Below are 12,240 nucleotides of genomic sequence, written 5' to 3'. Positions count from 1 at the left end.
TGGATCCAGAAGAAGAGAGCCGACCAATGAAGATCAGCATGCTCAGCAGCAGAGGCACAGGCAGGCGCCGGACGTCCGCCGCCGTCGCCCTCGGCGCCGTACTCGCGCTGACCGCCACCGCCTGCGGTGACGACGGCAGCGGGGCCGGCGACAAGGGCGCGGAGGGCAGCGGCAAGGGGAAGATCGTCTTCTGGGACAACAACGGCGGTATCCGTACGGCCGTCTGGAAGGAGATCATCGCCGACTTCGAGAAGGCCAACCCGGACATCGACGTGGAGTACGTCGGGATCGCCGCCACCGAGTACCAGTCCAAGGTCGACACCGCCATCCAGGGCGGGGGCCTGCCGGACGTCGGCGGCGTCACAGCCTCGATGCTCGCGGGCTTCTCCGCCCAGGGCGCGCTGGAGCCGCTGGACGGCCGGCTCGCGAAGTCCTCCCTGAACGGGCAGCTCAACAAGGACATGGTCGAGTCCCTGAAGGCGGCCGGCGGCGGCGACGGCACCCTGTACTCGGTGCCGACCTCCGCCAACAACGGCGTCCTCTACTACCGCACCGACCTCTTCGAGAAGGCCGGGCTGGAGGAGCCGACCACCTGGGACCGCTTCTTCACGGCCGCGGAGAAGCTCACCAAGGCGGACAAGAACGAGTTCGGCTACACCATCCGCGGCGGCTCCGGCTCCATCGCCCAGGCGTTCGACGCGATGTACGGGCAGTCCGGCATCACCTCGTTCTGGGACGCCGACAAGAAGAAGACCACCGTCAACGACCCGAAGAACGTCGCGGCGCTGGAGAAGTACGCCGCCCTCTACAAGAAGGTCACGCCGGCCGCCGACGTCAACAACGACTTCGCCAAGATGGTCGCCCAGTGGGACACCGGCACGATCGGCATGCTCAACCACAACCTCGGCTCCTACCAGGACCACGTGAAGGCGCTCGGGGTCGACAAGTTCCGCGGCATCCCGCAGCCGGTCGGCCCCGGGGGCAAGCGGGTCCAGGTGTCCAACCCGGTCGACGGGCTCGGCGTGTTCAAGAGCTCCAAGAACAAGGAGGCGGCCTGGAAGTTCATCGAGTTCGCCACGTCGAAGGAGCAGAACTCGAAGTTCAACGAGTCGGCCGGGCAGGTGCCGTCCAACACCGGGGCCGGGCAGGACGCGTGGATCCAGAAGGCCGAGCCTACGAAGCTGGCGGCGGAGGCGCTGAGTGATGGGTCTACGACCATCGTGCAGCTGCCGTATTACCTGCCGGACTGGAACACGCTGTCCAAGTCGGAGAGTGAGCCGGGGTTCCAGAAGGTGTTGCTCGGGGACATGAGTGCGGAGTCGTTCCTCGATGAGTTGGCCGAGAAGTTGAATGCGGCGCAGGCCGACTGGGTTGCGCAGTTGGGTTAGTTCTTGCCGGGTTCGGCGTGGGGCGGTCCGTTGTGTTCGGGCTGCGGGCCGTCCCTGGCTGGGCGCGCAGTTCCCCGCGCCCCTGGGGTGGGTGGTCTGCCCCCCGTTATAAGGCACTGGCGTGTCACTCATGAACAAGGAGAGCCGCACTATGCATCTGCGCCGAGTTGGCCTGCTGGCCGGCTGTACCACTCTCGTGCTGACCCTGACCGTCGCCACCGCCCAGGCACTGCCCGGGCACCATCCGCACCGCGATGTCGCCCGGCAGACGTTGCCGGTGAAGGACGGGTGGGCCGCCGAAGGGGCCGGGACCACTGGTGGGGCCGCCGCCGACGCTTCCCGCGTCTTCACCGTCAGCGACTGGGACGGGTTCCGGGCCGCGCTCGCCGTCGAAGGCAGCGCGCCGAGGATCATCAAGGTGAAGGGGACCGTCGACGCCGTCGCCCAGGGGTGTGACGCCTTCGCCGCGCCCGGCTACGACTTCGACGCCTACCTGGAGAAGTACTCCCCCGAGAACTGGGGCACGGAGACCGACCTGAGCGCCGAGCCCGACGGCAGCCCCGAGGGGCTGCGCCGTGCCTCCGCCGCCCGGCAGGACCTGGCCGTCAAGGCGGAGGTCCCGTCCAACACCACGATCATCGGCGTCGGCCGCGGCGCCGGTCTCAAGGGCGCCAGTCTGCAGATCAAGGGCGTGGACAACGTCATCGTCCGCAACCTGACCTTCGAGAGCCCCGTGGACTGCTTCCCGCAGTGGGACCCGACGGACGGCGACACGGGCAACTGGAACTCCGAGTACGACAGCGCCGTCGTGTACGGATCGACGCACGTCTGGCTCGACCACAACACCTTCACCGACGGCGACCACCCCGACAGCGCGGCGCCCACCTACTTCGGCACGCTCTACCAGCAGCACGACGGCCAGCTCGACGTCGTACGCGGCGCCGACTTCGTCACCGCGTCCTGGAACGTGTTCACCGAGCACGACAAGACGATCCTGATCGGCAACAGCGACAGCGAGTCCACCGCCGCCGGCGACCGCGGGCACCTGAAGGTGACCTTCCACCACAACCTGTTCAAGAACCTCGTCGAGCGCGCCCCCCGGGTGCGGTTCGGGCAGGTCGACGTCTACAACAACCACTTCGTGGCCGGCGAGGACTACGCCTACAGCTTCGGCGTGGGCAAGGAGTCCCAGCTCGTCGCCGAGCACAACGCCTTCACGCTGCCCGACGGCGTCAGCGCCGCGAACGTGCTCAAGCGCTGGAACGACGCGCCGCTCACCGCCGCGCACAACCGCGTCAACGGCCGCACCGTCGACCTGATCGCCGTGCACAACGCGGAGATCCCGGAGGAGACCCTGCGCTCCGGCGCCGGCTGGACGCCCACCCTGCGCACCAAGGTCCTGCCCGCCTGGGCGGTCCCGTTCGCCGTGGACCACGGCGCGGGCGCCGGACGCCTGCGCTGACCCGAAGGAGCATCCGCATGCCCAGACCCGCCCTGTCCCGCAGGGGATTCCTGGTGACGACCGCCGGCGCGGGCGCCGCCCTCGGCCTCACCGCCCGCCCCGCCGTCGCCGGACCCCGGCCCCACCCGCGCCCCTTCGGCCGCCACGGCTCACCGGCCGCCCGGCGCTCCCCGAAGACCCTGTACGTCGACCCGCACGGCCGCGGCGACTTCACCTCCGTACAGGCCGCCGTGACCGCGGCCGCGGGGAGCGGCTGGACGCTGGTCCTCGCCCCCGGCACCTACCGCGAGACGGTCCTGCTCGACACCGACCGCACCGCGGCGACCTGGATCGGCGCCTCCGGGGATCCGCGCGACGTCGTCATCGTGTACGACAACGCGGCCGGCACCCCCAAGCCGGACGGCTCCGGCACTCACGGCACCAGCGGGTCGGCCACCACCACCCTGCGCGCCGACGGCTTCACCGCCCGCCACCTCACCTTCGCCAACGACTGGCTGCGCGCCGACCACCCCGGCATCACCGGCACCCAGGCCGTCGCGGTCAAGGTCCAGGGCGACCGCTCCGCCTTCCACCACTGCCGCTTCCTCGGTCACCAGGACACCCTCTACGCCGACAGCCGCGACCTCTCCCACTTCGCCCGCCAGTACTACGCGCACTGTCATGTCGAGGGCGACGTCGACTTCGTCTTCGGCCGGGCGACCGCGGTGTACGAGCACTGCCACTTCCGCACCCTGGCCCGCACCGACCTCGACGCCGCCCCCTACGGCTTCGTCTTCGCGCCGTCCACGGCGGGTGCCAACCCGCGCGGCTACCTGGTGACCGGCGGCCGCGTCGACAGTGCGGCCCCCGACGGCTACTACAAGCTGGCCCGCCCCTGGGTGCCCAGCTCCGACAGCACCGCCCGCCCGATGCTCACCGTGCGCGAGACCCGCCTCGGCGCGGGCATCGATGCCCGCGCGCCCTACGCGAACATGCGGGACGAACACCCCTGGCAGCGGCAGCGGTTCCGGGAGTACCGCAACACCGGGCCCGGCGCCGTGGTGACCGTCCCGGAGAACCGGCCCCGGCTCACCCGCGCCGAGGCGGCGGCGCACACCCGGGAGGCGTACCTGGGCGACTGGCGGCCGTACCGACGCATGCCGTGACGGGCTTGCCGGGTCCGGCACTTGACCCGCTTGACGCGAATTTTGCCAGGTATAGGGGCGCGGATCCGGCCACGGGTCTCGCGTCCACCCGGGTGACGCGCGTAGAAACATGTGTCATGCATAAACCACTGCGCCTCGCGACCGTCGCCGCCGCCTGCGCCGTCGCCGGTGCCGTCCTGTACGGCACGGGCGCCGCCACCGCCGGCCAGTCCACCGCCAACTCCACCCACGAGCCCTACAACATCGGGCAGCTGGCCAAGGACATCGACGCCTACTACGGCACCACCCGCGACGCCGACGGCGTCTACCAGGCCTCCCCGGACAGCCCGTACGCCGCCGACCTGGCCCGGGCCGACGCCGCCGCGAGGAAACAGATCGACGGGGCGGCCCGCACGGCAGCCCACCGGCACACGAAGCCGGCGGTCGTCTTCGACATCGACGACACGCTGCTCCTCAGCCTCGACTACGAGAAGAAGAACAACTACGGCTACGACAGCGCCACCTGGGCGGCCTACGTCGACCGCGCGGACCGCCCCGCCGTCCCCGGCAGCCCCGGGCTCGTCCGGTACGCCGAGAAGAAGGGCGTCGAGGTCTTTTACAACTCGGGTCTGGGCGAGGAGCAGCGCGCCGCCGCCGTGCGGAACCTGAAGACGGTGGGCGCCGACGTGAACCTCGACGCCGCCCACATGTTCCTCAAGGACAAGGCGCACCCGCCGTCCTACCTCGCCCACTGCGCCACCCCCGGCACCTGGACCTGCACCACCGTGCAGTACAAGGCGGGCACCCGCCGGCACATCGAGCGGGACCTCGGGTACGACATCGTCGCCAACGTCGGCGACCAGTACTCCGACCTCCAGGGCGGCCACGCGGATCGCACGTACAAGCTGCCCAACCCGACGTACTTCGTCGAGTAGCGCGGGGGCGTCAGCCGCCCTCGCGCGGCGTGAAACCGCCCTCCACCGAGTGGCGTCCGGACGCCGCGGTGGCCGTCGCGGAGTAGCGGTCGCCGCGCGCGTCCCGGCCACCGCGCTCGTGGTTGTACTGCCCGGCGAACATCCACTCGCCCGCCGGGACGGTGCGGCCCGGCTTGAGGGCCCACCGGTAGACGAGGAAGCCGCTCCGTTCACCGGCCGTGAAGGTGAAGTCGGCCTCGGGCAGCGAACGCCACGCGCCCGTCGAGGTGACCGAGCCGGTCTGCGCCACCCGCAGTTCGACGGTGAGCGCGGTCAGGGGAGCGCTCGTTCTCAGAGTGATGTTGCTCTGCGCCCAGAACTCGTTGCTGTGCGGGTCCACCGCGCCGGCCGACCACAGCGGGCCGCGCGACCCGGGCTCCCGCGAACCGGGCGGGGCGGCGACCGGGCGCGGTGCGGGAGCGTCCTCGCCCACCGTCGACGCGGCCAGGTGGCCGCCGGCCACCAGGACGCCCGCCACCAGGACGCCCGCCACCGCCACGGTCGCCCCGGCCACCCGCGCCCAGCCCGGCAGCGCACGGGCCGGCCGATGGGGTCCGGTGCCGTCCCCGGCCGCCATGCCGCGCTCCACCCGGGCCAGGATGCGCGCCCGGTCCGGCTCGTGCGCCCCGGCCGCCCGGCGCAGCCGGGCGCGGAGTTCCGCGTCGGCGTCCCGCCGCCCGGTCATCCGGCCCCTCCCGCGGCCTCACCGCCGCGCGCGAGTGCCGCGCGCACCTGCCGAGGAGCCGCCCGGGTGCCGAGCAGCCGCTGGAGTTCGGCGACGCCCTTCGAGGTCTGGCTCTTGACCGTGCCCACCGAGACGCCTAGGGCGAGCGCCGTGTCCCGCTCGGAGAGGTCGAACCCGTGCCGCAGCACCACACACGCCCGCTTGCGGAACGGCAGCCGGCGCAGCGCCTCCCGCACGTCGACCACCCCGGCGACGTCCGGGTTCTCCGTCCGCTGCTCGCGCTGCGACCAGAACAGGGCGGCCCGTCTGCGCTCGCGCACGGCGGCGCGGATACGGGAGCGGGCCAGGTTGGCGACGACACCGCGGGCGTACGCCACCGGATGGTCGGCCGCGCGCACCCGGTCCCAGCGGTGCCACAGGGCCAGCAGGGCGTCCGCCGCGAGGTCGTCGGCGGCGTCCGGCTCGCCCGTCAGCAGGTGGGCGAGCCGGGCCAGTTCGGCGTAGTGGCGTTCGAAGAAGGCGTGGAACTCCGCGGAGGCGGCGTCGTCGGCGGCTCTCCCCACGGGCGGACCCTCCTCGCAGCGGCGTCCCGGTGTCCCCGGCGTCGAACACCGTATGACAGACCGGATCCGCGGGGGAGGGTCAGCTCTTGAGCGCCGCCTCCATCATCGCCTTGGCCACCGGGGCCGCCAGGCCGTTGCCGCTGACCTCGGAGCGGGCGGCGTCGGACTGCTCGATGATGACCGCCACGGCGACCTCCTTGTCCGAGGAGTCGGACTTGGCGTACGAGGTGAACCAGGCGTACGGCGTCTTGCTGTTGTTCTCGCCGTGCTGGGCCGTGCCCGTCTTGCCGCCCACCGTGGCGCCGGCGATCTGCGCGTTCGACCCGGTGCCCTCGTCGACGACGGTCTGCATCGCCGACTGGAGCTGCTCGGCGGTGTCGGAGCCGACGATCCGCTTCGAGTCCGCGTCGGAGTGGTCCTCCAGGGCGTCGCCGCCGCTGTCGGTGACCTGCGACACCATGTGCGGGGAGACCAGCTCGCCGCCGTTGGCGAGGGCCGCCGAGACCATCGCCATCTGCAGCGGGGTCGCCGTCACGTCGAACTGGCCGATGCCCGTGAGGGCGGTCGACGAACTGTTCATGTCCTTCGGGTACACGCTGGTGTACGCCCGGACCGGCACGTCCTGCGATTCGTCGTTGAAGCCGAACTTCTCCGCCATGGCGCGCAGCTCGTCCTGGCCGAGGTCGACGGCCATCTTCGCGAACACGTTGTTGCACGAGTACTGGAGCGCGGTGCGGATCGTGGCGTTCTCGCAGGGGGCGTTCGGGTTCTCGTTGGACAGGTCTGTCGTGGTGCCCGGCAGTCGGTACGGGTCCGGGCTGTCGGTCTTCTCGTCCACCGACCCGTACAGCCCGTTCTCCAGCGCGGCGGCCGCGACGACCAGCTTGAACGTGGAGCCCGGCGGCAGCGGCTGGCGCAGCGCGCGGTTGGTCAGCGGCTTGTCCGGGTCCTTGGTGAGCTTCTCCCAGGCCTCGCCCGCGGTGTTGGCGTCGGTGAGCGACGTCGGGTCGTACGAGGGGGTCGACACGACCGACAGGATCTTGCCCGTCTTCGGGTCGATCGCGACGGCGGCGCCCTTCGTCTCGCCCAGGGCGTCGAACCCGGCCTTCTGCACGGCCGGGTCGATGGTGGTGACCACGTTCCCCGGCTCGGCGCGCGTGCCCGTGATCGTGTCCATGACGGTCTTGAGCCGCGGGTCGGTGCCGTTGAGCACGTCCTGGTAGATGCCCTCCAGCTGGGTCGGCGCGTACGCCTGCGAGGCGTAGCCCGTCACGGCCGCGTACAGCTTGCCGTTCTCGTATGTGCGTTTGTGGGCGAGGTCGCTCCCCTCCGTGGGCGCCGAGCCGGTGACCGACCGGCCGGCCACGATGATGTTCCCGAGCGGCTCCGCGTACGTCTCGATCGCGTTGCGCCGGTTGTCCTTGCTGTCCGCGAGCGCCTGGCCCTCGTAGAACTGCACCCAGGTCGCCCTGATCAGCAGAGCGAACACCAGGAGCAGCGTGAAGACCGATGCGCGCCTGATCGTCTTGTTCATCCCGCTGACAGGACGAACGGGCCGGGGCCGATCGTTCCATGTGCCCCGTTTTCTCATCGTCCGTTCATGTGGCCGGTCGCGTGAAGCCGGCCTCGTAGGCCCGGATCACCGCCTGGGTGCGGTCCCGGCTGCCGGTCTTCGCCAGCACCGACGCCACGTGTGTCTTCACCGTGGCCGGGCCCACCGCCATCCGCGCCGCGATCTCCGCGTTGGTCAGGCCGGTCGCCATCAGGCGCAGCACCGCGCCCTCGCGTTCGGTGAGCCGCGCCACCCAGGGCGGCGGGGCGGGGTGCGCGCGGGCGTGCTCGGCGGCCAGCGTCCGCACCGCCGACGGGAACAGCAGCGTGTCGCTGTGCGCCACCAGCCGCACCGCGCGGACGAGGGTGTCGGCGTCGGCCCGCTTGAGCAGGAACCCGGCGGCCCCGGCACGCAGGGCGTCGTACACGTAGGAGTCGTTCTCGAAGGTGGTCACGACCACGACGCGGGGCGGCGCGGCGACGGTGGCGAGGATCTGCTCGGTGGCGCGGATGCCGTCGACGCCGGGCATGCGGACGTCCATCAGGACCACGTCCGGCAGGGTCTCCCGCACCACGGACACCGCCTCGGCACCGGTGGCCGCCTCCCCGACCACCTCCAGGCCCGCCTCGGCGGAGAGGATGGCACGCAGCGCGGTGCGCACCATCCGCTCGTCGTCGGCGAGCACGATCCGGATCGGCGGGCGGGTCACGGGGTCTCCTCGGATGCCGCTTGCGGCGGCGGGACGTGGGGCGGGCGGGTCGGCAGGGTCTCCGGCCGGATCAGGTGGTTGCCGATTCCCCTCCGGCCCAGGACGCGGAGGGAGAGGCGGCGCCGGGATCGGGCGGGGTGGTCCCGATCCCGTCCGCGGCGGAGGGGCCGGGCCCGGCGCGGGCGGGTCACGTGGTCCCCCTCAGGGGCAGGCGTACGTGGAGGCGCCACGTCTCTCCCTCGGCGCCGGCCTCGGCCGCGCCGCCCAGCAGGCGGGCGCGGTCGGTGATGCCGCGCAGGCCGTGGCCGCCGCCGGGGCGCGTGGTGCGGGCCTCGCCGAGGGGGTTCTCGACGGAAATCCGCAGGTCGTCGTCGCGCACGTCGACGCGGAGCGCCACGGTGACGTCCGCGCCCGCGTGCCTGAGCGCGTTGCTCAGCCCCTCCTGCACGATGCGGTACGCCTCGCGCGAGACCAACGGCGGCAGCGCGCCGGGGTCGGCGGTGACCGTGGCGGTCACCCGCAGTCCGCCCGCGCGGGTGCGGTGCAGCAGCCCGTCGAGATCGGCGGCGAGCGTCGGCGCGGTGCCGGGGGCGTCGCCGTCGCGCAGTACGCCCAGTACGGCGTCGAGTTCGCCGACCGTGCGCCGGGTGGTGTCCTCGATCGCGGCCAGCGCCTCGCGGACGAACTCCGGGTCGCTGTCCAGGAGCCGGCGGGCCGCGCTCGCCTGGAGGGTGACCGCGCTCAGCGCGTGGCCGACGGAGTCGTGCAGCTCGCGCGCGAGCCGGTTGCGGACGGCGAGCGCGGCGGCGCGGGCCTCGGCCGCCGCGACCCGGTCCTCGGCGGAGGGGCCGAGCAGCGCGGGCGCCCAGCGGGCCAGCAGTGTGCCGCAGGCGGCGGCGCACCCGGCGAGCGCGACCAGCATCGCGGCGCCCGCGACCGGCGCGAGCGCGAGCGACCAGGTGTGCTGGAGGACACCGGGCAGCCCCATCCGGTCGTCCCGCAGCGCCGGCACGAACGGCAGCGCGATCAGCGCGGCCGCGAACGGCGGCACCGCGAGCGACATCCCCGCGATGACACCGCCGAAGCCCAGATGCAGCGTGAACCAGGCCGCCGTACGCCCCTTCTCGCCCTTGGTGCGGGCGGGCCCGTGGGCGAGCCGGTCCGGCTCGACCCCGCACAGCGACCGCACGACGCCGGACTCCAGCGGCCGGGTCAGCGGGAACAGCGAGGTGACGGCGGCCAGCGGCAGCCCGACGGCGAACGAGGCCAGTTGCAGGCGCAGTGAGCCGAAGACGTTCGCGTCCCCGGCGACCGGGCCGACGACGACCGAGCCGACCAGGACGTACGGCATGGCGAGCGCGCCGCCGAGGATCAGATGGATCCACCGCAGCCGCGTTCGCCGCCCGAACAGCAGCCCGGCGAACGCGGTCATGGCCGGGTGCCGAGGGCGGCCGACCGCCGGACGAGGAAGTGGGCGCCGACTGACGCGAGGAGCAGGCCGACGGTCATCTGGCCAGCGTAGGTGAGCGTCATCAGCGCTGTCGGCCGGTCGGCGGGATCGTCGGCCGTGATCAGTGTGGCGAGCAGCACCCAGCCGCCCCAGCAGGCCGCGGCGCCGGAACAGACCCAGGTCGACGCGAGGGGCACCGCGACCGGCAGGACGCGGGCGCGGCGGAAGGCGAGCAACAGGGCGCCGACGACGGCCCCGACGAGGAACGCGACGTGCATGCCGTCCAGTACCTGGAAGTCGGTCGTGCGGTTCTCGTCCCCGAGCCCCGCCGTGCCACCGCACGTCCAGTACAGCCGGACGGCGAGCGGGAGGGACGCGAGGATCGCCGCGGCGACGGCGACGGCCCGGTACGGCGTGCCGACGACGCCGGCCGGGAGTTCCCGCATCCGCCCGCGCCACAGGTGTCCCCAGCGGTCCCGGGCGTAGAGCACGAACAGCGCCCCGAGGGCGAGCCCCTGCACGATGAACCCCGTGTACACGACCGCGAACACCCATTCCTGGAGGAAGGGTTCGCGCCCCGGACCGGGCGCCGTCGCGGTGTCGCCGCCCAGCGCCCGCGTGAGCAGCTGCAGCGGGAACCCGGCCATGATCGGCGCGAGCAGCCCCGTGGCGACCCACACGGGGAACGCCAGCAGCCACGCGGCCACCCGCCGCCCCCACGGCCGGGTCAGCACCAGCGCCAGCACGATCACACAGCTGTCCAGCAGGACCGAGACCCCGTTGGCGACGATCATGGTCACCCGGTCGTCCAGCAGCGCGCTGCCCTCCGGGATGCCGATCCGGCTCCCCGCGATCCAGGCGGCCTTGAGCCCGAGGTACGGGAGGCAGGAGAGCACGGCCACCGCGCGCAGGAGCCGACGGGTCCGGGTGGGCCCCGGCGCCGTGGCGGCCGGTGAGGGCGTGGGTGCGAACGTCTGCGTCATGCCTCCACGCTCCCGCGCGGACACCCCCGCGCACGTCACGCGCGGCGACGATCCGCCTCCGCCGCGCGGCGGAGGGGGTCAGTGCGCGAGGTGGAGGACGACCTCGTCGATCTCCTCGCCCCGCGCCGCCGCGAAGCCCCTGGCCCGGGCGGTCGTCTCGAAGCCGCACTTCTCCAGCACCCGCCGCGACCCGGCGTTGTCGGCCGCCGCACGGGCGTACAGCGGCCGGTCCGGCACCTCGGCGAGCAGGGCCTGCAGCGCGGCCGTCGCCACCCCGCGGCCCCAGTACGCCCGGTCCACCCAGTAGGTGACCTCGCGCTCGCCCGGCTCCCCGTACACCGCCGCGCTGCCCACGACGTCACCGTCGCCGAGAATGGTCCGCACGATGTCGGCGGAGGCCCGGATCCTGCTCCAGTGGGCCGCGAACGCGTCCCAGTCGGCCGGGTCCTTCGGCGTGAAGGCCGCCATGCGCAGGGCCTCCGGATCGTTCATCTGCCGGAAGAACACGGGCAGATCGCTGTCGTGGACGTCGCGCAGTGCGATGAGCATGGCTCAGAGCCTACGCGTGGCCAGTGTCAGCCGGTCCCGCGCGTCGAACAGAGCGTCCTTCACCATCTGTTCGTGCGCGGGCGTCAGCCGCGCCACCGGCACGGAGCAGCTGATCGCGTCCCGCGCGGGGGTGCGGTAGGGCACCGCCACGCCGAAGCAGCGCAGCCCCAGCGTGTTCTCCTCGCGGTCCACGGCGAACCCCTGCTCCCGCACCAGGCGCAGCTCCTCGATGAGCTTCTCCCGGTCGGTGATGGTGTGTTCGGTGAGCGCCGGCAGCGTCTCCGGCAGCATCTTGCGGACCTGCTCGTCGGTGTACGTGCTCAGCAGCGCCTTGCCCAGCGACGTCGAGTGCGCGGGCAGCCGCCGGCCGACCCGGGTGAACGGCCGCAGGTAGTGCTGCGACTGCCGGGTGGCCAGATAGACGACGTTCGTGCCGTCCAGGCGCGCGAGGTGGATGGTCTCCGTCGTGTCGTCGGAGAGCCGGTCCAGCGTCGGCCGCGCCGCCGCGACCACCTCGTCGCCGTCGATGTACGAGGTGCCGACCAGCAGCGCCCGTACGCCGATGCCGTACCGCGTGCCCGTGGCGTCCGTCTCCACCCAGCCCAGCTCCACCAGCGTGCGCAGCAGCATGTAGAGACTGGACTTGGGATAGCCGACGGCCTCCTGGACCGACGCGAGGGAGTGCATACCGGGGCGTCCGGCGAAGTACTCGAGCAGTTCAACCGTCCGCACCGCGGACTTGACCTGCGCTCCGCCCCCCGTATCGCCAGCCGACATCGCCCTTGACCCCTTCGTTCGCCG

12 protein-coding genes are annotated in these 12,240 nt (G+C 72.6%); 4 read left to right on the top strand and 8 right to left on the bottom strand.

Going from position 1 to position 12,240, the window contains the following annotated elements:
* The first annotated feature begins 26 nt into the window (after positions 1-26).
* The 4 genes from ACFC1X_RS27490 to ACFC1X_RS27475 all read left to right on the top strand — a co-directional run bounded on the left by ACFC1X_RS27490 (position 27) and on the right by ACFC1X_RS27475 (position 4,909).
* On the top strand, positions 27-1,388 hold the full coding sequence (locus tag ACFC1X_RS27490) for an ABC transporter substrate-binding protein (RefSeq protein WP_376358126.1): 1,362 nt from the start codon (positions 27-29) through the stop codon (positions 1,386-1,388).
* Positions 1,389-1,539: 151 nt separating this feature from the next.
* Entirely contained in the window at positions 1,540-2,850 is a 1,311-nt protein-coding gene (locus tag ACFC1X_RS27485) for a polysaccharide lyase family 1 protein (protein WP_376358123.1), read from the top strand.
* Between the two features lie 17 nt (positions 2,851-2,867).
* On the top strand, positions 2,868-3,995 hold the full coding sequence (locus ACFC1X_RS27480; RefSeq protein ID WP_376358121.1) for a pectinesterase family protein: 1,128 nt from the start codon (positions 2,868-2,870) through the stop codon (positions 3,993-3,995).
* 116 nt (positions 3,996-4,111) lie between these two features.
* Positions 4,112-4,909: an HAD family acid phosphatase gene (locus tag ACFC1X_RS27475; protein WP_376358118.1), complete on the top strand. Its 798-nt coding sequence runs from the start codon at positions 4,112-4,114 to the stop codon at positions 4,907-4,909.
* A gap of 10 nt (positions 4,910-4,919) precedes the next feature.
* Here ACFC1X_RS27475 and ACFC1X_RS27470 read toward each other — a convergent pair whose 3' ends face one another.
* The 8 genes from ACFC1X_RS27470 to ACFC1X_RS27435 form a co-directional block, all read right to left on the bottom strand.
* Positions 4,920-5,633, bottom strand: a complete 714-nt coding sequence (locus tag ACFC1X_RS27470) for a hypothetical protein (protein WP_376358115.1) — start codon at positions 5,631-5,633, stop codon at positions 4,920-4,922.
* Positions 5,630-6,196, bottom strand: a complete 567-nt coding sequence (locus tag ACFC1X_RS27465; protein WP_376358112.1) for a SigE family RNA polymerase sigma factor — start codon at positions 6,194-6,196, stop codon at positions 5,630-5,632. Before ACFC1X_RS27465 ends, ACFC1X_RS27470 begins: the two co-directional genes overlap by 4 nt.
* Positions 6,197-6,275: 79 nt before the next feature.
* The gene (locus ACFC1X_RS27460; protein WP_376358109.1) at positions 6,276-7,730 is read right to left on the bottom strand and encodes a peptidoglycan D,D-transpeptidase FtsI family protein; all 1,455 of its coding nucleotides are present in this window, start codon (positions 7,728-7,730) and stop codon (positions 6,276-6,278) included.
* Positions 7,731-7,794: 64 nt separating this feature from the next.
* On the bottom strand, positions 7,795-8,457 hold the full coding sequence (locus ACFC1X_RS27455; RefSeq protein ID WP_376358106.1) for a response regulator transcription factor: 663 nt from the start codon (positions 8,455-8,457) through the stop codon (positions 7,795-7,797).
* A 187-nt stretch (positions 8,458-8,644) separates the two neighbouring features.
* Positions 8,645-9,889 carry a sensor histidine kinase gene (locus tag ACFC1X_RS27450; RefSeq protein ID WP_376358103.1) on the bottom strand — a complete coding sequence of 415 codons (1,245 nt, stop codon included), beginning with the start codon at positions 9,887-9,889 and terminating at the stop codon, positions 8,645-8,647.
* Positions 9,886-10,890 (bottom strand): hypothetical protein, encoded by a 1,005-nt coding sequence (locus tag ACFC1X_RS27445; RefSeq protein WP_376358100.1) that lies wholly within the window; start codon positions 10,888-10,890, stop codon positions 9,886-9,888. The genes ACFC1X_RS27450 and ACFC1X_RS27445 overlap by 4 nt, the downstream gene beginning before the upstream one ends.
* Before the next feature lie 78 nt (positions 10,891-10,968).
* Positions 10,969-11,439 (bottom strand): GNAT family N-acetyltransferase, encoded by a 471-nt coding sequence (locus tag ACFC1X_RS27440; RefSeq protein ID WP_376358097.1) that lies wholly within the window; start codon positions 11,437-11,439, stop codon positions 10,969-10,971.
* A 3-nt stretch (positions 11,440-11,442) separates the two neighbouring features.
* Entirely contained in the window at positions 11,443-12,216 is a 774-nt protein-coding gene (locus ACFC1X_RS27435; RefSeq protein WP_376358094.1) for an IclR family transcriptional regulator, read from the bottom strand.
* Positions 12,217-12,240 lie beyond the last annotated feature (24 nt).

The sequence above is a fragment of the Streptomyces sp. NPDC056128 genome (assembly GCF_042263835.1).
GTDB lineage: Bacteria > Actinomycetota > Actinomycetes > Streptomycetales > Streptomycetaceae > Streptomyces.
Note: the sequence above shows the minus strand (reverse complement) of the source record. Positions and strands in the feature narration are given on the sequence as shown.